This window comes from Sorangium sp. So ce1153, assembly GCF_051521595.1.
In the GTDB taxonomy this organism is placed as follows: domain Bacteria; phylum Myxococcota_A; class Polyangia; order Polyangiales; family Polyangiaceae; genus Sorangium.
This window is the reverse complement of sequence record NZ_CP150361.1, coordinates 420,014-441,328: the sequence shown is the minus strand read 5'-3', so window position 1 is coordinate 441,328 and position 21,315 is coordinate 420,014. Positions and strand designations below refer to the sequence as shown.

Here is a 21,315-nt window from a genome sequence, read left to right as displayed (position 1 = left end):
CACGAGCGAAGGCGCCCCTTACCCCTGGAGGATCTCATGAGTGCTCCGATGCACGCGATGGCGGTCGATTCGTTCGTGATGATGCTGCGCAACCTGCTCGGCATCCTGGACAAGGGGGAGGCGCACGCGCGCGCGAAGGGCTTCGACCCTGCGGTGCTCGTGAGCGCGCGCCTCGCGCCGGACATGTTCCCGCTCTCGAAGCAGGTGCAGTTCGTCTGTCAGCAAGCCGCGGAGTGCGCGGCGCGCCTGACGGGCAAGGAGGCGCCGCGCCTCGACGCCGGCGAGGAGACGTTCGAGGCGCTGAGGGAGCGGATCAAGCGGACGATCGCGCTCGTCGAGGAGGCGCCCGCGGCCGCGTTCGAGGGCGCGGAGGACCGGGAGATCTCCGTCCCGCTGCGCGACGAGCTGGTGCTGGAGCTCAAGGGGCTCGCCTACCTGAAGGACTGGGCGATCCCGCAGTTCTATTTTCACCTGGTCACGGCGTACGCCATCCTTCGCCACAACGGGGTCGACGTCGGCAAGCCGGACTACGTGGCCGGGCTCGGCAGCGCGATCCGCAGGAGAGGTGGCGGAGGGACGCAGGCGTAGCCCGTCCCCCAGCGCACCACGCGCGCGTCTCGCCTGAAGGGGCTCCAGGAGGCCAGCCTGTCACAGAGGAGCGGCTGAGCGGGAGACGCCATGAGGCCGTGTGTCAGCGCGCGCAGCGCCGCCGAGCACACGACCTCAGGGTGCCACTCTCGAAGTCAGATCCCGGAGGCGCCGCCCGCGCCGGCGCCGCCAGCGCCGCCAGCGCCCGGGCCTCCGCCGCCCACCCCGACCTCGCCAGCGCCGCCAGCGCCCGCGTCTCCGCCGCCCGCGCCGACTTCACCCGCGCCTCCGACGCCCGCGTCTCCGCCGCCAGCGCCGAACCCGCCCGCGCCGACTGCGCCCGCGTCTCCGCCGCCCGCGCCGACTGCGCCCGCTCCCATCCAGCAGTCCTGGGGAAACGCGCAGTAGCCACCGCAATCCATCTGGGGAGGAACGCAGGGCTGCGGCTCATCGCGGTTCCTCTCCAGCTCCACCGGCAGGACCTCGAGCTGCTGGGTGATCCAGGCGTCCAGGGTCTCGTACCGCTCCTCGTCGCCCGCGCGGAGCATGCCATGGTCCGACAGCTCCTCGTAGATCCCCTTCAGCACCGCGTTGGGGTCCAGCGCCGCGAAGTCCTCGATCACGTCCTCGCACGTCGCGATGGTGTCGGCCCAGCAGGCCGGGTCGCTCTGGCACCCGCGCGCCAGCGAGTTCGTGCCGGCCAGCGGGACCAGAGGATACCAGTCCTGCCCCAGGCTGATGTCGATCGAGTACGGCAAGTACTGGAACAGGCCATCGGCCCGCTCGACCAGCACGACGTTGTTGCTGTTGTGAATCGCGTCGTCTCCGGTGGCGAGCACCCACGAGAGGCACTGGAACCGGTGGAAGGCGGGCCAGTCGATCCAGCTCGCGAGCGCGGCCTTGAAGCCCTCGCCCGCCGGCGCCTCGACGACCGCCTCCTCGAGCTCCTTCGCGCGGGTGTTTTCACACTTCTTGAGCTGGCAGTTCCCTGGATCGTCGAAGACGCTGCCGCCGATCGGCACCACGTCGATCGGGCGCGGGCCCCCGCCCCCCGGCATCATGCCGGCGAAGTCGCCGACGAACTCCCACATGTTGGAGCACCCGCCGCCGAGCTTGCTCTCGACGCGCTGGCAGAACGCCTTCTTGTAGCGCTCGACCACGATGTAGGGGATGGACACCTCCGCACCCCAGACATTGCTCGATACCCAGGCGTAGTTGGCCAGGGGGGCCGGATAATCGAGGCGCGCGTAGAGCTCGAGCGTGAGGCGCTCGCGGAAGATGCTGCCGACCTGGCCGTTGCTGAAGCGCACGTGCTCGAAGCCGCCGAGCCGTTGATCGTCGACGAACTCGTCCGCGTCGATGTTGAGGTTGGGGATGCTGCGCTTCGTCCAGGGCCGCATCGTCGACTGTCCGACGACGCCCACCTGGACCTTGCCGTAGTCGGCCGTCTTGCCGTCGTCGCCGGCCGTCGTCACCCACAGGTGATCCACGAAGGTCGCGTCTTCGCCGGTCGGTGAGTAGATGTCTCCGAAGCCCACATCTCGGATGGGGATCCCGACGCCGCCTGTCGATTCGTTCATGAGCTCGAGCTGCTCTTCCGAGACAGCGAACCAGTAGCGGTTGCCGACGGCGCCGAAGACGTCGAGCGCGTGCTCGGCCACCTCGGTGTCCGCGACGGGCGCTCCCGGGTACTCGTCCGCGGGCGCGCCGCCGGCCCCGCCGGCCCCGCCAGCGCCCCCGGCCCCACCGGCTCCCCCGGCCCCGCCCTGACCGATCGTGTAATAGTAGTTATAGTAGTTGTCCGGCTCATCGGCGCAGCCTGCCACGAAGACGGCAGACGGGATGGCGAGGAGGGCGAGCAGCGAGACCGCTCGCGTGCGGGACAACAGTGGCCGAACAGAGGGAGAAGACGGTAGCTGATGGGACATGCGCGCAACCTTTCGGTGACACGCTCGTTGCAAAAGTTGTACCGTCCACAGAGAAAAATTTCGCGAGGGTCCCGGCGTCGATGCCGTGGACCGGTCAGCCGCGCAGGCCCGGTGAGGTCGTGGAGGAGCTCATCCCTCTCGCCCGCAGGCGTGGACGCGCGGGCGGCGCCGCCTCATGACAGGCGGATCAGATCCTGGCACACCGCCCCGGATCAGCCGCCGTCTGTGCCAACGCCGGCATACGACGTCGATCCAGCTGGCCTCTGCGCTGCGCTCGCGCTCGCACCCTGCGACGGTCCTTGCTCCCTGCCATGGTCTTTGCCGGTAGTCGTTCGGATGGACGCCCTGATCGCCGTCCTCGACGGCCTGGCTGTATCGCCGCGCGTCCGGGCTTGAACCGTCAACGTCGGTGAAGCCGTACTGCGCGCACGTCACGTCCGATGACGGCCACCACGCGCGAGGCGGCGGGGACTCGCCGCCCGCCCCGGCGACGCTACGCGGCAAGCAGCTTGTCGCGGAAGAGCTGCAGGACCCGGTCGAGCGCGGCGCGCGTCGGCTCGCCCGGCGCGTCGATCAGCCCGCCCGTCAGCACCGAGTGGTGCTTCTTGAGCGGCTCCCTGGGGTGCCCATCGGCTTGCTCCAGCTCCACGGCGACGAACCCCTCCCCGAGGCGCTCGCGCAGGAACTGGAACCGCTCCTCGGGCACGAGGGGATCGCCCTTGAAGCGGAGCCCCAGCACCCGGAGGCCCTCCCTGTCGCAGCGCTGCGCCACCGCGTCGAGGGTCGCAGCGTCGCAGTCGATAGCCCGCCGATGGCCCTCGGTGAGCGACACCGGGAGCGACGGCTGCGACAGGACGGGCGCCAGCACCCGGGCGTCCGCCGCCATCGCGAGCGCGAACCCGCCGGTGAAGCACATCCCCACGACGCCCACGCCCGGCCCGCCGCAGCGCCGGTGCTCCGACGCGGCGAGGGCCCGCAGCGAGTCGACGACGGGCGAGGAGCGCCCCGTCGCGAACACGGTGAACTCCTTGCTGATGCAGGCCCTGGCCATCGACGAGAGGACGTAGAGGATGCTCGATGCCCCGCGCCGGAACGGGTCGCGGCCGGCGGTCCCGAACAGGCTGGGCAACACGGCCGTGCAGCCGAGCGCCACCACCCGGTCGGCGAACCCGAGCACCTGCGGAGAGATGCCCGGCATCTCGGTCAGCACGAGGACCGCGGGACCCTTCCCTTTGCGATAGACATCGTACGCGGCCCCCTCGTGCGTGAAGCGCTCGCGCTCGAAGGTGGCGAGATCGCCCGCGGGCGCCTTGGGTCTGTGATGTGCAGTCACCGCGGCACTGCACCACAAGAGGTGCGCGCGGTAAAGCCTTCTCCCGCGGCGCGCGGCGCCCGGGCTGCGCGCGGAGCCCGGGCGGCGCGCCGTCCCGTCCGGGGCGCAGCGCGGCCGCTCGGCCACCCCGCGTGAGCCGTCACCGCAGGCCGTTCTTCACCGCGGCGACGAGCTCGCCGTTCGCCGTGTCGCCGCTCAGCTCCCAGAACATCGCGCCGCCGAGCCCCTTCGACTTGATATAGCTCATCTTGACGCCGAGCGAGGCCGGGTTGTCGTAGCTCCAGAACTCCGTCCCGTTGAAGGTGTAGTAGGCCTTCGTGTCCGGGTGCGTGTAGCCAGGGTGGCCCTTGGCCTTCAGGACCTTGTAGTCCTCGATGCCCGCCTCGTACGCGCCCGGCGCGGCGCCGGCGGCCGACTGCCACACCCCGTGGTTCGCGCTGGCGACGCCGGTCCACCCGCGACCGTAGAAGGGCACCCCGACGACAAGCTTGCTCGCCGGCGTCCCGCCGTTCAGCCAGGCCGTGACCGCCTCGTCGGTGCTGTACTTCAGCGCCTTCGCGGGGTTCGAGGCGGAGTTGTAGAGCGGAGAGTGGAAGTTCGTCGTGGCCTCCCAGGCGCCGTGCATGTCGTACGTCATCAGGTTGATGAAATCGAGGTGCCGGTGGATCTCGCCGACCTGGATCTTCTCGATCTTGTCGAGGCCGGCGGGCGCCGCGATGGTGAGCAGCAGCCCGGAGCGCGCCGCGTTGAGCTGGCGGCGGAACTCGGCGAGCAGCGCCGTGAAGTTCTGGGTGTCCTCGGGGCGCTGATTGCAGGTGCTGCCGCACGCGGCCGGGTACTCCCAGTCGACGTCGATGCCGTCGAACACGCCGGCCCAGCGGGGATCCTTGATGAAGAGATCCACACAGGACGACACGAACGACGCGCGGTTCGCGGGCAGCGCGGCCTCCGAGAAGCCGGCCGACCACGTCCAGCCGCCGAGCGAGATCAGCACCTTGAGGTGCGGGTGCTTGCGCTTCAGCTTGCGGAGCTGGTTGAAGCTGCCGCGGAGCGCGCCGGCGTCCCAGGTGTCGGCGACGCCATCGACGCTGTCGGCGGCGCTGTAGGCCTTGTCGTAGTCGGCATAGGTGTCGCCGAGCTGGCACCGGTTGCCCGTCACGTTGCCAAAGGCGTAGTTGATGTGTGTGAGCTTGGCGGCCGACCCGCTCGTGTCGATGTTCTTGACGTGGTAGTTGCGGCCGTAGACGCCCCACTCCGCGAAGTAGCCGATCACCTTCTTGCCGCCGCCGCCGCCGCCGCCGTCGCCGCCGCCCGAGCCGCCGCTGCCTCCTGCGCCGCCGCTGCCGCCGCTGCCGCCCGAACCGCCGCTGCCGCCCGAGCCACCGCTGCCGCCCGCGCCGCCGCTGCCGCCCGAGCCGCCGCTGCCGCCCGCGCCAGCGCTGGTCGTGCTGGTGCTCGTGCCACCACTGACCACCTTCCAGAGCGCCGGGACGATCGGCGGCTCCCACCCCGGAAGCGAAGTGTGCGCCTGGACGCAGCTATAGGTGACGCCACCGTAGGTCACCTGGGAGTTGACCGCATACGCGGTGTACGGCGCCCAGGCGGCGACGGCGGCTTGCTCCGTCGCGTCGATCTCGGCCCCCTCAGGGCCGAGGCCATCTCCGCCATCGAGTCCGCCGCAGGCGGCCAGGGCCATGACAGCAAAGATCGGCAAGGTCGTGAGCGAGGAAAGCTTCATGGCTGATCTCCTTCGGTGTGCCGGTATCCCGGTCTCCGGTCGTTGCAGGGTCGCTTCAGGACAGATGAGCAACCGCCGTACCGGTCGCGGCGACGACCTGGAGGGCCGGTGTCAGACAGCCGCGTCACCGCCCGGTTTGAGCTCCAACAAGCGCGAGATGCGCCGCGATCGCGCCCGGCAATCCCGGCGAGCAAGGGGGGCGATCGGAGAGATCACCCCGGCGATCCCCCCGATCGCGGGAGAGCTCCCGGATCACCCCCGCGATCCGCGCGATCGCCCCGCGACGGCCCGGCGCAGCGCGCTTCCTCGCTCATTCCTCCAGCAGGAGACGCGATCGAGGATCAGGGCACGACGCTTGCTCTTGTCTCGATCCGTGGACGGAACCATCGAGCACCTCAGCCAGGAACCCGCCGGGGCACATCGGAGTAGGATCGCCGTCGAAATGCACCCCGGCGACACGCTGACGCTCCTCGCACCGCTGTCCGGTCCCATCGTGCCGATCGAGTCCGTCCCCGACCCTGTCTTCGCCGACAAGGTCGTCGGCGACGGCATCTCGATCGATCCGACGAGCCAGACGTTGCTCGCCCCCTGCGACGCGACGGTGACGCAGCTCCACGCGGCGCGGCACGCGATCACCCTGAGCGCCGCGGGCGGCGTCGAGATCCTGATCCACGTGGGGATCGACACGGTCGGCCTGAAAGGCGAGGGCTTCACCGCGCGGGTGAAGCAAGGAGACAGGGTCTCCGCGGGCCAGGCGCTCATCGAGTTCGACGCCGATCGCCTCCTCCACAAGGCGCCCAGCCTGCTCACGCAGGTCATCCTCCTGAGCGGCGAGACGAGCGCCATCGTCGAGCGCGCGAGCGGCGCGGCCAGGGCCGGCGTGAGCCGCCTCATGACCGTGAGCTCCCGGCGGAAGGCCGGGGAGGACCCGGCGCAGGCGTCGGGCGCGGCGGAGGCCGGCGCGTCGAGGCCGCCGCGGGCCACGGTCGGGGTCACCTCCGCGCTCGTGACGGTGCCCAACCCGCACGGGCTGCACGCGCGGCCGGCCGCGGTGCTCGCCAGCGAGGCCAGGTCGTTCGCGGCCGACATCAGCGTGGAGCTCGCCGGCCGCAACGCGAACGCGAAGAGCGTCGTCGGGCTGCTGAACCTGGGCGCGGGCCCGGGCGCCGAGCTGCGCCTCGTCGCGAGCGGCAGCGAGGCGGCGCGGGCGGTGGCGCGCCTCGTCGAGCTCGTCCGGAGCGGGCTCGGCGAGGACCTGTCCGCCGCGCCGGCCGCTCCCGCGCCCGCCGCGCCCTCCCCCGCCCCCGCGCCGCGCGCGGCGGCCGACGACGACGCGCGGCGCCTCCACGGCGTGAGCGCCGCGCCGGGCCTCGCCATCGGCCCGGTCTGCAAGGTCGATCCGCTCGCCGCCCCCGTGGAGGAGCGCGGCCTCGACACCGAGGTGGAGCTCGCGCGCCTGCACCGGGCGCTGACGCACACCCGGCACGAGCTGAAGCAGCTCGTCGCCGCGTCGGGCAAGCGCGTCGAGCAGGCCCAGATCTTCAGCGCGCACCTCTCGATGCTCGACGATCCGGAGGTGATCACCCGCGCCGAGGTCGCCATCGTCGAGGGCAAGTCGGCCCCGTTCGCGTGGCGCGAGGCGGTGATGTCGTCGTACAGGGAGCTCGCTCGCCAGTCGAACCCCCTGCTCGCCGCGCGCGCCAACGACCTGCGGGACGTGGGCGGCCGCGCGCTGCGGCACCTCGTCGGCGGCGACGAAGCGCAGGCCGTGCCGGCCGGCAGCATCGTCGTCGCGGAGACCCTGACGCCGTCCGAGGTCGTGCGGCTCGCCGACCAGGGGGCCGCGGGGCTCGTCAGCGTGCTCGGCGGCACCACCTCGCACGCGGCGATCCTGGCGCGCTCGCTCGGCGTGCCGTACCTCGTCGACGCCCCGGCGGCGCTGCTCGCGATCGAGGCGGGGGGGACGGCCGTGCTCGACGCGCTCAACGCGCCCAACGTCGGAGACGCCGTGCTGCTGCTCCGCCCGACCGAGGCCGAGGTCGACGCCTACCGCGCCCGGCTCGGGGCGCGCCAGGCGCTGCGCGAGCGGCAAGAGGCGGCGGCGGCGGAGCGCGCGGTGACCCGCGACGGGGTCCGCGTCGCGGTGCTGGCCAACGTCGCGAGCGCCGACGACGCGCGCAAGGCCGTCCGGCTCGGGGCCGAGGGCGTGGGCCTCCTGCGCACCGAGCTGATGTTCTTCGATCGCGCCGCCGCGCCGACCGAGGCCGAGCAGACCGCGGCGTACCAGGAGGTCGCCGACGCGCTGGGCGAGCGCCCCCTCGTCATCCGCACGCTCGACGTCGGCGGCGACAAGCCGCTCTCCTACATGCCCCTGCCCGCCGAGGACAACCCGCTCCTCGGCATCCGCGGCCTGCGCATCGGCGCGCTCCACCCGACGATCCTGCGCAGCCAGCTCCGCGCGATCCTGTCGACCCGGGTCGCCGGCGGGCACCGCGTCCTCTTGCCGATGGTCGCGGGCATCGAGGAGCTCCGGGAGGCGAAGCAGGTGCTCGAGGAGGAGCGCCGGCGCGCCGGCTCGCCCCCGGTGGAGCTCGGGGTGATGGTCGAGGTGCCGTCGGTCGCGATCCAGGCCGACAGGTTCGCGCCCGAGGTCGATTTCTTCTCGATCGGCACGAACGACCTCACCCAGTACACGCTGGCCATGGACCGCACCCACCCGCGGCTCGCCGGCCGGCAGGACGCGCTGCACCCGGCGGTGCTCCGGCTCATCGCCGCGACCGTGCAGGCCGCGCGCAAGCACGAGCGCCACGTCGGGATCTGCGGCGCCGTGGCGAGCGATCCGGACGCCGTGGCCGTGCTGATCGGCCTCGGCGTGACCGAGCTCAGCGTCAGCGTCCAGGCGATGCCGGAGGTGAAGGCGAGGATCCGCGAGCTCGACGCCGAGAAGTGCCGCGAGCTCGCCAGGGTCGCGGTCGATCTGGCGACCGCGGCCGAGGTGCGGGCGCTGCTCTCGCCGGGCGCGCGGCCCGGCTGACGCGGCGGCCGCGACAACCACGACACGTAGACCCGGGAGGCTGCCGCGAGAGCGACGCGGGCGCCGCCCTGCCCACTGGTGGAAAGGAGCTTCGCATGAGGGGATTCAACGAGCTGCAGCGGGTCGGCAAGGCGCTGATGCTGCCCATCGCGGTGCTGCCTGTCGCGGGCCTGCTGCTCCGGCTGGGGCAGCCCGACGTGTTCAACATCGCGTTCATCGCCCAGGCCGGCGGCGCCATCTTCGACAACCTGGCGCTCATCTTCGCGGTGGGCATCGCGGTCGGCCTCGCGCGCGAGATGAACGGCGTGGCCGGGCTCTCCGGGATGATCGCCTACCTCGTGATCACGAACGGGGTGAAGAGCATCGACGAGAAGATCAAGATGGGCGTCCTCGCCGGCATCCTGGCCGGCATCCTCGCGGGGGCGATGTACAACCGCTTCCGCGACACCAGGCTGCCCGCCTTCCTCGGCTTCTTCGGCGGCAGCCGCTTCGTGCCCATCGTCACCGGCGGCGTGAGCCTCGCCCTCGCGCTCGTCCTCGGCTTCGTCTGGCCGCCCATCCAGGCCGGCATCGACGCGCTGGGCGGCTGGATCGTCGCCTCGGGGCCGATCGGCGCCTTCAGCTTCGGCCTGCTGAACCGCCTGCTCATCCCGACCGGGCTGCACCACATCCTGAACAACATCGCGTGGTTCGTCGTCGGCTCGTTCCAGGGCGCGAAGGGGGCGGTGACCGGCGATCTGAACCGCTACTTCGCCGGCGACCCCTCGGCGGGCGTGTTCATGGCCGGCTTCTACCCGGTGATGATGTTCGGCCTGCCCGCGGCGTGCCTCGCGATCTACCGCACCGCGCGCCCGGAGAACCGCAAGGCCATCGGCGGGGTGATGTTCTCGGCCGCGCTGACCGCCTTCCTGACGGGCATCACCGAGCCCATCGAGTTCGCCTTCATGTTCCTCGCGCCGGCGCTCTACGCCGTCCACGCGGTGCTGACCGGCGTCTCGCTGGCGCTGCTCGACGTGCTCGGCGTCAAGCACGGCTTCAGCTTCTCGGCCGGGTTCATCGACTACGCGCTGAACTACGGGCTCTCGACCAAGGGCTGGATGATCGTGCCGATCGGCCTCGCCTACGCGGTCGTCTACTACGGGCTCTTCGTCGTCTGCATCGAGCGGCTCAACCTGGCCACGCCGGGCCGCGAGCCCGCGACGGCGACGGCCGAGGGCGCGCCGCGGGAGGAGCCCGCCGCCGACGCCGGCGGGCTCGCCGGGCAGCTCCTGCGGGCGCTGGGGGGCCACGAGAACATCCGCGAGATCGACGCGTGCATCACCCGCCTGCGCCTGGTCATGGTCGACCGCGACCGCGTGAAGGACGCGGAGCTCAAGGCGCTCGGCGCCCGGGGCGTGGTGCGCCCGGGGACCGACAGCCTGCAGGTGATCCTCGGGCCGATGGCCGAGTCGATCGCCAAGGAGATGAAGGAGCTCAAGGTCGACGCGCCGGCCGCGCCGGAGGCCACGCCGGAGGCCGCGCCGGGGCCCGCGCCGGCCGGGCGCAAGGAGGCGAGCGCCTCGCGGGGCAGCGCGTCCGCCGCGCTCTCGGCGCGGGTCGAGCGCTGGCTCGCCGCGCTCGGCGGCGCCGCCAACGTCCGGTCCGTGGAGGGGTTCTCGAGCGGGCGCGTGCGCGTCGAGCTCGCCGGCGACGCCCCGATCGACGAGGCGGCGCTCCAGGCCGCGAGCGTGAAGGGCGTGATGCTCCTGCCGGACCGGGTGGTCCACCTGCTCGTCGGCCCCGAGGCGCCGCGGTACGCCGCCGCGCTCGAGCAGAAGCTCAAGGGGTGAGGCCGTGGATCTGGAAGGCAACATCCTCACGCCGGAAGGCTGGCTCCGCGGGCGGCTGCGCTGCGGCGCGCGGGTCGAGGAGATCGAGGGTGCGCCTGCCCCCGGCCCCGGCGCGGGGCCGCGGATCCTGCCCGGCTTCATCGATCTGCACGTCCATGGCGGCGGCGGCCGGGACGTCATGGAGGGCGGCGACGCGCCCCGGGTGATGGCCCGCGCGCACGCCGCGACCGGGACCACCAGCCTGCTCGCCACCACGATGACGGCGCCCGCGGCGGAGATCACCGCCGCGCTGCGCGCGATCCGGGCGGCCATGGATGCGCGCCGCCGCGGCGAGGCGCGCATCCTCGGCGTCCACCTCGAGGGCCCGTTCCTCAACCCGGGCCGGCTGGGCGCGCAGCCGCCGTGCGTCGCGGCCGGGGACCTCGACGCCGCGCTCGCGCTCCACGCCGTGGCCCCGATCCGCGTGCTCACGCTCGCGCCGGAGCTCGCCGGCCACCTCGAGCTCGTCCGCGGCCTGTCCGGCCTGGGGGTGCGGGTCCAGATCGGGCACACGCTGGCCAGCTACGAGGAGGTCGCGGCGGCGCTCGCGGCCGGGGCGAGCGGCTTCACCCACCTCTTCAACGCGATGAACGGGCTGCACCACCGCGAGCCCGGGGCGGTCGGCGCGGCCCTGGCCCACGGCGACTTCGCCGAGCTGATCCCGGATCTCGTCCACGTGCACCCGGGCGCCATCCGGGCCGCCCTGCGCTGCATCCCGCGGCTCTACGCGGTGACCGACGGCACCGCCGCCTCGGGGATGCCGGACGGCCCGTACCAGCTCGGCGCGCGCGCGGTCACGAAGTGCCAGAACAGCGTGCGGCTCCCCGACGGCACCCTGGCGGGCAGCTGCCTGACCATGCACCAGGCGTTCAAGAACCTGGTCGGCCTCGGGCTCTCCGTGGCGGAGGCGTCGCGCCGCTGCAGCCTGTTCCCGGCCGAGCACCTCGGCCTCGAGGATCGCGGCCGGGTCGCGCCGGGCTGCTTCGCCGACCTGCTGGTCCTGGATGAGGATCTCGCCCTGCAGCAGGTCCTCGTGGAAGGAGAGCCCCTTGAGTGACCGATCGCGCTCGCTGATGGCATCGCTGATGGCAGATGAGGCCCGCTCCGCCGCGGCGGTCGTGGCGCAGCAGCTCGCCCAGGACGAGCCCGCGTACCGCGAGCTGGGCGCCCGCCTGCGCGCGGCGCCGCCGCCGTCCGTCGTCACGATCGCCCGCGGCAGCTCGGATCACGCCGCGGGCTACCTCGCCTACCTCGTGATGACGCAGCTCGGCTGTCCGGTCGCGAGCCTGCCTCCCTCGGTGGTGACGCTCTACCGCGCGCCGCTGCGGCTCCCGGGCGGCCTGGCGGTCGCCGTGTCGCAGTCGGGGCAGAGCCCGGACGTGGTGAGCACGCTGGAGGCCTGCGGCGCCGCGGGCGCGGTGACGGCGGCCCTCGTGAACCAGCCCGGCTCACCGCTCGCCCAGGTGGCCGCGTCGACGCTCCCGCTGCGCGCCGGCCCCGAGCGGAGCGTCGCGGCCACGAAGAGCTTCATCGCGAGCCTGAGCGCGATGGCCAGGGTGGTCGGGAGCTGGCGCGAGGACGCCGCCCTGCTCGACGCGCTCACCGCGCTGCCGGACGCCCTGGCCGCCGCGAGCGAGGGCGACGTGAGCCCGCTCGTCGGCGCGCTCGCCGGCGAGGAGCGCCTGCTCGTGCTCGGGCGAGGCCCGGGCTTCTCCATCGCGCTGGAGGCGGCGCTCAAGTTCAAGGAGACGTGCGGCATCCACGCCGAGGCGTTCACCGTCGCCGAGGTGCAGCACGGGCCCATGGCCCTGATCGACGAGCGGTTCCCTCTCCTGATCTTCGCCCCGCGCGGCCCGGCGCAGGCCGGCCTCGTCCGCGTGGCGGAGGAGTTCCGGAGCCAGGGAGCGAAGGTGATCCTGGTGGGCGCCGCCGGGCTGCCGGGGGTGGATCTCGCCGTGCCCGAGTCCCCTCACGAGCTGCTCGACCCGCTCTGTCAGGTCCAGGCGTTCTATCTGGCGGCCGCTGCCCTGGCCGAGGCCCGGGGTCTCGACCCCGACGCGCCGAGGCGGCTCAAGAAGGTCACGAAAACACTGTAGGAGTGCGCCATGCGAAAGGCTGTTATCCGAGGAGGGCTGCTCGTCGCGGCCCTGTTTGTGGCAGGGTGCGCCGACGACGAGACGTCCTCGTCCACCGGGAGCACCACGATGAGCACCAGCACGGGCGGTGACGGCGGCAACACCGGCGGCAGCGGCGGCAACACCGGCGGCGGCAACACCGGCGGCGGCGATACAGGCGGCGGTGGCGCGGGCGGCGACTCGGCGCAGCAGCGCCCGTCAGGCGCTGATCTCGCCGTGAGCTGGGAGGTGCTGGACAACACGAAGAACCCCGCGGTGAGCTTCGGCTCGGCGCTGACGATCACCAACCATGGAACTGCCGCGCTCGGGAGCAGCGGCTGGACGCTCTATTTCAACTTCGTCCGCACGATCGTGCCCGAGAGCCTGCCGGCGGGGGTGACGGTCACCCAGATCAACGGCGACTTCTTCAAGATGGAGCCGACCGAGGCATTCGAGCCGGTGCAGCCGGGGCAAAGCGTCGTCATCCCCTTCGACGCGGCGTACTGGGCGATCAAGGCGACGGACGCGCCCGCGGGCTATTACTTCGTGTTCACGGACGGCGAGGGCGTGGCCTCCGCGCCGGAGCCTGTCGGCTCCGAGAGCGTCGCGCCGTTCGTGGAGGAGAAGCAGACCGACAGGTTCCCCGGCGATATAACCCCTGTGCCGACGACGGCGTCTCGCCATGACGAGAACCAGGCTGTCCGCCTGCTCGCTCCTGGCGAGGTGGACAGGATCGTGCCCTCGCCGGTGCTCCTCGAGGCGGGCGCCGGAGAGCTCGTGTTGTCGGCTGCGGTGCCCATCTATCACGCCGCGGGGCTCCAGGGCGAGGCCGCCTTTCTGGCGGAGGCGCTGGAGGTCCTCCTCGGCGGCGCGCCGGAGGTCCGCGAGGGCGCGCCGCCCGCGGGGACGGCGGCGATCTCGCTGGCGACAGGCGCGCTCGACGTCGGCGGCCGGCCGCGGCAGGCGGGCGACGAGGCCTATCGGCTCACGGTCACTGAAGATGGCGTCGAGATCGTGGGCAGCGACGCGGCCGGGGTCTTCTACGGGATCCAGAGCCTGCGCGCCCTCGCGCCCGTGGAGGCGTACCGGAGCGCCCGGCCGGAGCTCGCGATCGGCGCGGTGACGGTGGAGGACGCCCCGCGCTTCGCCTACCGCGGCATGCACCTCGACGTCGCGCGCAACTTCCAGCGCAAGGAGGCCGTGCTGAAGCTGCTCGACGTCATGGCCTTCTACAAGCTGAACAAGTTCCATTTCCACCTCACCGACGACGAGGGGTTCCGCCTCGAGGTGCGCGGCCTGCCCGAGCTCACCGAGGTCGGCGCCCGGCGCGGCCACACCCTCGACGACGGGGACCGTCTCGTCCCCTCGTTCGGCTCCGGTCCGGACCCGGACTCACCGGCTTCGAGCGGCAGCGGCCATTACACCCGCGCCGAGTTCGTGGAGATCCTCCGCCACGCGAAGGCGCGCCACATCGAGGTGATCCCCGAGATCGACATGCCGGGCCACGCCCGCGCCGCGGTCAAGGCGATGGAGGCGCGCCGCGCGCGGCTCGCGGCCGAGGGCGACCTCGAGAAGGCCGAGGAGTTCCTGCTCAGCGATCCGGAAGACGCATCCCAGTACATGTCGGTGCAGATGTGGCACGACAACGTGCTGAACCCCTGCCGGGAGTCCACCTACAGGTTCGTGAAGGCGGTCGTGGACGACATCGTGACGATGTACGCCGAGGCTGGCGCGACGCTCACCACCCTTCACACGGGCGGCGACGAGGTGCCGGAGGGCGTGTGGGAGCAGTCCCCCGCGTGCAAGGCCCTCCTCGACGAGGAGGCGGGCGACGAGCTCGGCTCCGCGGCCGACCTGACGAGCTATTTCCTCAGCAAGATCAACGAGATCGTGGCGTCTCACGGCCTCGTGACCGGCGGCTGGGAGGAGATCGGCCTGAAGAAGGTGCCTGACGGCAGCGGCTTCGACAAGGTGGCCAACCCCGCGTTCCTGAGCAGCAACTTCAGGCCGTATGTCTGGAACAACGTCTGGGGCTGGGGAGACGAGGACAACGGCTACAAGCTCGCCAACGCCGGCTATCCGGTGGTCCTCTCCAACGCGACCAACCTGTATTTCGATCTCGCCTACGACAAGGATCCTTCGGAGCCTGGCTATTACTGGGCCGGGTTCGTGGACACGCGAAAGCCCTACGAGTTCGTGCCGCTCGACGTCTACAAGAGCGCTCATGCCGACCGCATGGGCAATCCGATCGATCAGGCCGAGATGTTCCGGGACCACGTGCGGCTGACCGAAGCTGGCCGGGCGAACATCCTCGGCATCCAGGGGCAGCTCTGGGGCGAGAACGCCAAGGGGCAGCAGGCGATGGAGTACCTGGTCTTCCCGAAGCTCATCAGCCTCGCGGAGCGGGCCTGGGCGCCGGACCCGGCGTGGGCGGCGGAGGAGGACGCGGCCGCGCGCGCGAGCCTGCTCGCGGAGGCGTGGAATCGATTCGCCAACAGCCTGGGGCAGCGCGAGCTGCCGCGGCTGGACCACCTGGCCGGCGGCGTGGACTACCGGCTCCCGCTGCCGGGCGCGCGGATCGAGGACGGGAAGCTCGTGGCGAACGTGGCGTTCCCGGGGCTCGAGATCCGCTACACGACCGACGGCACGGAGCCTGACGCCACCTCGGCGGTCTACAGCGGGCCGGTGGCGGTGAGCGGCGTGGTCAAGCTCCGGACGTTCGACACGCGCGGCCGCGGCAGCCGCACCTCGGTGGTCGATCCGAACGCGCCGGGGGCGTCGGGTGCGCCGGAGGGAGCGCGGGCGGCGCGGTGAGGGTCCGGGCGACGACCGCCGCGCCGAGGGGGGCCGCGCTGGCCCTCCTCGCGCTGCTCCCTGGCTGTTACATCGACCTCGACGGCCTGACCGGCGGGGCCGAGGAGAGCCCCGCGCCGGGCGACCCGGGCCGGTGCGCGCCCGGGGACTGCAGCGTGCAGTGCGTCGTCGCCGCGGGCGAGGCGGCCGGCGCGCCTGCGGCGATCGCCGCGGTCGGGCGTCATGTGGTGTGGACGAGCCGCGAGGGCGATCGCGTCCGCCGCCTCGATCCCGCGACGGACGCGGTGGAGGACCTCGTGTCGTTCACGCCGGCGCCGGGCCTGCTCGCCGCCGCGGAGGGGCTCGTCGTGTGGGTCGCCGGCGACGGGCTCTGGCATTGCCCGGCCGACGGCTGCGCGGCGGGCGCGACCTCGCTCATCGCCTTCGGCCCGGGCGAGGCCGAGGCGGTGCGCGGCCTGGCGACGGACGGGCGCGACGTGTACTGGACGCGCGACGAGCCGAGCGGCACCGCCGGAGAGCTGCTGCGCTGCCCCGTCGCCGAGGGCTGCGGGGCGGCGCCGGAGCTGCTCGCGCCGAGCCAGTCGCACCCGCGCGGGGTGGCGGTCACCCCGGGCGGCGCGGGCGACGTCGTCTGGGTCCAGCAGGGCACGGGCGCCGAGTTCGGCCGGGTGCTCCGCCTGGACAAGGGCGCCTCGCCGCCCGTCGCGCCCGCGCAGATCGCGGTGCTGCTCGACTTTCCGGACCGGATCGCGCTCGGCGGCGCCGAGGTGCTCTGGACCTGGGCCGACCCGGGCGGGGCGGCGGGCGGCGTCTCCCGCTGCGACCTCGTGGAAGGGTGCGCCGAGGAGGCGCTCGCGCCGCAGACCGAGCCGGCGCGCCCGCTGCGCGAGCCCGCGGCGATCCTGATCGACGGCGCGGACGCGTACTGGGTCAACCGCGGCGCGGGCACGGTGATGCGCTGTCCGACCGCGGGCTGCCCCGGCTACCCCGAGGTGCTCGCCGAGGGCCTGACGCGCCCCGCGGCGGTGGCGGTGCAGGGCGCCTGCGTCTATGCGGTCGACGAGGCCGACGGCGGCCGGGTGGTGCGCGCGAACCTTCCGCCGCGATGATGCCTGGCGGCGCTGCGCGAAGGGTCATACGACCTGTAGTGTAGGCTTACCTCGCTTGCGTACGGCCTCTGGGACCTGCGCGAACTGATCGCCATCGAGGTGAAGCCACGTCAGCTTTGGTAGATTCCATATCTCTTTGGGCAGAACAGAAAACGGATTATCGACGATCCAGAGTTCGACGAGCTCCTTCATCTGACCCGCCTCTCGTGGCAGAAGCTTCAGCTGGTTGCCGCTCAGCTCCAGCTTACGCAGCCTCGGGAGAGCAAAAAGATCTCTCGGCAATCGCTCCAGCTTATTGAAACCGAGATCGAGCTCTTCGAGCTCGACGAGCGCGGCTATCGACACTGGAACCTCTTTGATGGCATTGTCGCTCATGCTCAAGCTACGCAGGCTGGTCAATCCGCACAGATCCGAAGGGAACCACTTCAGTTGATTTCGGCTCAAATCCAGCTTCGAGAGCTGACCAAGCCCCGCGAGGGACGGCGGCAGCTGTTTCAATGCGTTGCGGGACAGATCGAGCTCCTCCAGCGTGGTGAGGGTCCCGATCTCCTCAGGCAGATCGTCGAGGCTCAGCGCGCGAAGATTGAGCGTCTTACTTCCTTGACCGGCGGCGACGGCAATCTTCTTGAGCGCGTCATTCACGGCTCTCTCCACGTCCAAGGGATCACGCGAGGATGACGTGGGTCTTGCAGCCCTCTTCATTTTTTCCTCTCGTCCTTTTGTTGCTGCCTCAGCTTCTCATAGGTGGCGTCTGACTTGCTTCCGAATGCGACACCATAGTATCCCTGCGTCGTCGTCGCCTTAGGGTTGGCGGCGGCTCCCAGGTTGTGATCGTAGTCCGTAGCGACCTCCTTGCCTGCCGTCCCCTTACCCTTCACCTTGCACGAACCGTTCTTGTTACCCTTGTAGCTGACCTTGTTCTCCACCCCCTCAGGCTGCTCCCATACGTACTCTACAGTCGAATTCGTGTCGGCCGCCGCGCGCATCAGCGCCGCGTGACAGGTAGGGCACGGTGGGAACTTGCCCTCCAGCTTGTACTTGCGCTGCCGGCGCGGTAGCTCCCGCGCTGATTTCGTCTTTCCGAACGCGAGCAATTCCTGAGCGAACTTCTGCTCACCGCATCCGTTGTTGCGCGGATTGAAGCCTGCGGCAGGAGCGTTCAGACCGGGCGATGTCACGCCGCCAGAGGGGAATCCGCTCGGGTTCCCCGCAAAGTCCTCGAACGCCGCCGGTGCACCTGTCAACTGGGCGATGACCAGCCCCAGCGGATCGGGCCAACCGATCGGATTAGGGCCGTAGGCGAACAGGTTGAGCCCGCCGAGATAGCCGATGGGATCGGGGCTTATGTACCTACCGATCTCAGGGTCATAGTATCGATAGCGATTGTAGTGGAGACCGGTCTCGGAATCTTCGTACTGGCCGGGAGAGCGAAATTGAGTTGTATCCTTCGACCCCGGAGCAGGCCGCGCTTTCCCGAAAATAGAGCGATCGAGTCTGCCCAGTAAATGGCCGGTCGCGTCGACCAGTTCCGTCGGCGTGCCGATGATATCCTCGACGTAGTAGACCCACGCGCCTCCTGCGACGTCGCGGTGCCCGAGCGGCATCGGGTCCTCGGAGTCCTCGAACAGGTATGTACGGACCGACTCCGGCACCCCTGAATCGCCGATCTTCACCTCGTGGATCAATGACATGATATCCCAAACATAGTGGTATCGGGCGGTGACGCGTCCGTCTTGCAGCGTGCGCTTAGCGACGCGGCGCGCGAAGACATCGTACAGGAACTCCACGTGAACTCCGTCGGGACGATCGACGCTCTCCAGAAGACCATACGCATTCCACGTGTAGCGCCATATTTCCGGCGTCGTAGATGCCGAGCCTCGCACTTTCTTCTCGATAAGGTAACCTCGTACGTCGTGGGTGTACTCGGTGTCCCCGCGCGTCCTGAGGACGTTACCTTGCGCGTAGCTGCGCTCGAGGCCACGGGCGCCGAGCTCGCTGTAATTAGAGCAAGGATCGACGTGGAACACCTCGCGCGTGCCATCGTCGTGCTGTTTGCAGACGAGTCGCTTTCTGGCGTCGTACTCGAACACATGGGCCTGGTCAGCCGCGGTAGATACGCTAAGGAGCTCGTCTACATCGGTGTACTCGTAGCGACGATCGACCGTACCTGCGCGATCGATCCCGATCCACTCCGGCTCGTGCCTTCGTTGATCTTCCTGCGACCTCTCGACGTGGCGGCGCCGCAGGCGGTTGGCGGCATCTCGTACGTCGACGATCGATCCGCCGCCGGCAAAATCGATGCGCTGCACGGAGCCGAGTGGGCTTCGCTCAATGGACAGGACGCGACCGTCGCGATCCTCAAGCGCTGCGACGCGACCGTTCGCGTCTCGCTTCATGCGCAGCTCATGGCCGAGCGACGTACGGAGGGCCAAGCGGTCTCCGGCTTCGTTACGCCAGCTCTGAACGACGTAGGTGGTTCCTTCCACGGTGACGGATTCCTTGGTGATCCGGCCCGCCGCGTCACGCTCGAACGTGAGCTCGACCTGCGCAGAGGACGCCAGCGTCAGCTCGCCGCGCGCGTCGTACTCGAAGCGCTGCGCGGAGTTGTCGGGCGCGATGTGCTCGAGGATCTGCCCCGCCGGGCTGAGCTTCAGCTCATGCAGGCCATCGCCTTCGTCGTATCCCGTGATGCGCCCGAGCAGATCGCGCTGGTAGCGGACGGTCGCGCCATGGAACTGGCGCTCCGAGGAGACATTCCCGTCTGCCAGGTACGAGCGCTCGGATTTCTCGCCTCGTTCGTTCAGGTGGTATAGCAGCCACCCCTCGCGGTTGTAGGACGCCCGAAGCTCTGTTCCATCGGGGTGTACAACGCGCGTGAGCCAATTCAGCCCACCATACTCATAGGTCGTCGTGCTGCCATTTGGCTCCGTGGTCGAGACCAGGTTACCCATCCCGTCGTAGCGATAGCTCGTGATTCGGCCGAGCTGATCCACAAGCTGCGCCAGCCGCCCCGATCGAGTGTAACGCAGATGTACTTCGTGACCGAGCGGGTTCACGATCCGGAGCAGGCGCCCCCAGTAGTCGTACATGAACTCGTAACGCGCCCCGTTCGGGAACGTGCGAGAGATGCAGTTGCCGTGATGATCGTGCTCGAACAGATGTCTCCCGCCACGTTCATCGATGACCTCACGCGCGACACCGCGATTGAGGTGGTTGAACTGGATCACTCCACCTCTCTGATCGCGCATGTAGACGATTTCGCCGGAACGGTCGCGATAGATGGTCGTGCCGCCGCCGGCGGGATCGATGATCTCGAGCTCTCTACCCAGCGCGTCGCGCTGGACGTGGAGGGTCTGCCCGTCGGGACTCGTCTCCCCGACGATCTCATCCATCTCGTCATACTGCCAGTTCCACGTCGCCCCTGTCGGGTCGGTGAGCGACGTCATACGGTCTTGATTGTCAAAGGTGCGCGTCGTAACGCCGCCTCGAGCGCTCACGGCTCTGCCGATTTCATCGGCGGGACCACGAAAGAAGCGCTGCAGCCGCACGGAGTCGACGACCTCGGTATAATCGCCGTCATACGTGAAGCGGCAATGATAGATACCTTTGGCTAGGCGCCCGTCCCGTAGCACGGCCGGCGCTTCGGGAGCCAGCGCGGGATCGGCGTGTCCGGGATAGTTGCCCCAGGTCTCGACGCAGCGCCCCTCGTCATCGTAGACGAAGTGGAACACGATCCCGCTCGGATATTCGAGGCGCTGTAGGCGATGATGCTCGTCGTAGGCGAAGCGGGTTGAGTAACCATCGACGTCAATGGCCTCGATAAGGTCGCCACGAGAATCGTACTCGAAACGGGCGAAAGTGAGCGAATATCCATTGGTATCTGGCACGGAGATCGAACGGATTCGACCCTCCTGCGTACCGTGGAAGACGATGGTGCGCCCTGCCGAGTCCATCGCGCGTATCAGGCGCCCGGCATCGTAGTTCAAGCGCAGCCAGCCACGCGCTCGATAACTGACCGCGACCAGGTTGTATATTGGCGACGCCGGATCGGTCTTGGCGAAGTGATGGATGAACTCGCTGCCCGGCCGTACAACATAGCCCGTTTCAGTGCGCATGATCCCCCACGGCCCGACCGACGCCTGCTCGCCAATGCCATCCAACGCCGGAAGGGTCTCCACGCCACCGTCGCCTGTCCGCAGGACGAGTCCGCGTCGGGTCTCTTCCAGCGTCCAGGCCAAGCTGTGTCTCCAGCCGAATCCCAAGCCGACATCCTCGTCGCATTGAGCAGAGGAATACGCGCGGGTGATCTCGAGATTGAAGAACCCCGGCAAGAAGAGGTCCGTCTCGGGGTTCGTGAAGACCTCTCCCGAGATGACGTCGACGGGATCTCCTTTGGCGATACTGCGACCGCAGTTGGTGCATCCGCCGTTCGCGCCGGGCCCACAGCCTTTTGCGTCCTTGCCACCGCCGCCAGGATCTCCCTTGCCATTCTTGCCGCCTGCGCCCTGCTTCCCGCCGCGCCCACTGCCACCTTTTCCGCGTCCTCCGCCGCCTCCACCGCCTCCACCAGCGATGAAGACGCCGGGGTTCATGCCGGGAATTGCGGGGATGTTCGGTACGGGTGCGGTGCGTGCCATCGCTGTGTTTCCAGATGATCCGCGGTAGGCGGAGCAGCGCGGCCATATTAACCGAGCCCTCGCGGTGGCGCGACGACAGAAATGCCTTCGCTGGGGGACGGAAGCTGCATCCAACACGCCCGATGCAAGCGCGGACGTTGCCGCGATCGGAC

At 70.3% G+C, this 21,315-nt stretch carries 12 protein-coding genes; 7 read left to right on the top strand and 5 right to left on the bottom strand.

Features of this window, described 5'->3' with window-relative positions; all coding sequences use genetic code 11:
* The first annotated feature begins 36 nt into the window (after nt 1-36).
* Complete coding sequence (locus tag WME85_RS01550) at nt 37-588, top strand: DUF1993 domain-containing protein (RefSeq protein WP_437834628.1); 552 nt, start codon at nt 37-39, stop codon at nt 586-588.
* A 155-nt stretch (nt 589-743) separates the two neighbouring features.
* On the opposite strand, the gene WME85_RS01545 is transcribed toward WME85_RS01550, so the two are convergent.
* From WME85_RS01545 to WME85_RS01535, 3 genes are all read right to left on the bottom strand, one after another.
* Nucleotides 744-2,474 carry a hypothetical protein gene (locus tag WME85_RS01545; RefSeq protein ID WP_437834625.1) on the bottom strand — a complete coding sequence of 577 codons (1,731 nt, stop codon included), beginning with the start codon at nt 2,472-2,474 and terminating at the stop codon, nt 744-746.
* 535 nt (nt 2,475-3,009) lie between these two features.
* Nucleotides 3,010-3,849 (bottom strand): dienelactone hydrolase family protein, encoded by an 840-nt coding sequence (locus tag WME85_RS01540; protein WP_437834622.1) that lies wholly within the window; start codon nt 3,847-3,849, stop codon nt 3,010-3,012.
* A gap of 139 nt (nt 3,850-3,988) precedes the next feature.
* Nucleotides 3,989-5,587, bottom strand: a complete 1,599-nt coding sequence (locus WME85_RS01535; RefSeq protein WP_437834619.1) for a glycosyl hydrolase family 18 protein — start codon at nt 5,585-5,587, stop codon at nt 3,989-3,991.
* A gap of 442 nt (nt 5,588-6,029) precedes the next feature.
* Between WME85_RS01535 and ptsP the strand changes: the two genes are divergently transcribed.
* The 6 genes from ptsP to WME85_RS01505 all read left to right on the top strand — a co-directional run bounded on the left by ptsP (nt 6,030) and on the right by WME85_RS01505 (nt 16,526).
* Nucleotides 6,030-8,621, top strand: a complete 2,592-nt coding sequence (gene ptsP / locus WME85_RS01530; protein ID WP_437834616.1) for a phosphoenolpyruvate--protein phosphotransferase — start codon at nt 6,030-6,032, stop codon at nt 8,619-8,621.
* A 95-nt stretch (nt 8,622-8,716) separates the two neighbouring features.
* Entirely contained in the window at nt 8,717-10,450 is a 1,734-nt protein-coding gene (nagE, locus tag WME85_RS01525) for an N-acetylglucosamine-specific PTS transporter subunit IIBC (protein ID WP_437834613.1), read from the top strand.
* Nucleotides 10,451-10,454: 4 nt separating this feature from the next.
* Nucleotides 10,455-11,546, top strand: coding sequence for an N-acetylglucosamine-6-phosphate deacetylase (gene nagA / locus WME85_RS01520; RefSeq protein WP_437834610.1), 1,092 nt, complete (start codon nt 10,455-10,457; stop codon nt 11,544-11,546).
* Nucleotides 11,547-11,574: 28 nt separating this feature from the next.
* Nucleotides 11,575-12,585, top strand: a complete 1,011-nt coding sequence (locus tag WME85_RS01515; protein ID WP_437842220.1) for an SIS domain-containing protein — start codon at nt 11,575-11,577, stop codon at nt 12,583-12,585.
* A gap of 9 nt (nt 12,586-12,594) precedes the next feature.
* The gene (locus tag WME85_RS01510; protein ID WP_437834607.1) at nt 12,595-15,417 is read left to right on the top strand and encodes a family 20 glycosylhydrolase; all 2,823 of its coding nucleotides are present in this window, start codon (nt 12,595-12,597) and stop codon (nt 15,415-15,417) included.
* Entirely contained in the window at nt 15,414-16,526 is a 1,113-nt protein-coding gene (locus tag WME85_RS01505; RefSeq protein ID WP_437834604.1) for a hypothetical protein, read from the top strand. The genes WME85_RS01510 and WME85_RS01505 overlap by 4 nt, the downstream gene beginning before the upstream one ends.
* Nucleotides 16,527-16,550: 24 nt before the next feature.
* Here the strand turns inward: WME85_RS01505 and WME85_RS01500 are convergent, their stop codons facing one another.
* Nucleotides 16,551-17,168 carry a leucine-rich repeat domain-containing protein gene (locus tag WME85_RS01500; RefSeq protein ID WP_437834601.1) on the bottom strand — a complete coding sequence of 206 codons (618 nt, stop codon included), beginning with the start codon at nt 17,166-17,168 and terminating at the stop codon, nt 16,551-16,553.
* A 56-nt stretch (nt 17,169-17,224) separates the two neighbouring features.
* Nucleotides 17,225-21,163 carry an RHS repeat-associated core domain-containing protein gene (locus tag WME85_RS01495; RefSeq protein ID WP_437834598.1) on the bottom strand — a complete coding sequence of 1,313 codons (3,939 nt, stop codon included), beginning with the start codon at nt 21,161-21,163 and terminating at the stop codon, nt 17,225-17,227.
* Nucleotides 21,164-21,315: the final 152 nt, after the last annotated feature.

Coding starts and splice junctions, on each gene's coding strand:
- WME85_RS01550 (WP_437834628.1), top strand. CDS start 37: ATGAGTGCTCCGATGCACGCGATGGCGGTCGATTCGTTCGTGATGATG.
- WME85_RS01535 (WP_437834619.1), bottom strand. CDS start 5,587: ATGAAGCTTTCCTCGCTCACGACCTTGCCGATCTTTGCTGTCATGGCC.
- ptsP (WP_437834616.1), top strand. CDS start 6,030: ATGCACCCCGGCGACACGCTGACGCTCCTCGCACCGCTGTCCGGTCCC.
- nagE (WP_437834613.1), top strand. CDS start 8,717: ATGAGGGGATTCAACGAGCTGCAGCGGGTCGGCAAGGCGCTGATGCTG.
- WME85_RS01515 (WP_437842220.1), top strand. CDS start 11,575: ATGGCAGATGAGGCCCGCTCCGCCGCGGCGGTCGTGGCGCAGCAGCTC.
- WME85_RS01510 (WP_437834607.1), top strand. CDS start 12,595: ATGCGAAAGGCTGTTATCCGAGGAGGGCTGCTCGTCGCGGCCCTGTTT.
- WME85_RS01495 (WP_437834598.1), bottom strand. CDS start 21,163: ATGGCACGCACCGCACCCGTACCGAACATCCCCGCAATTCCCGGCATG.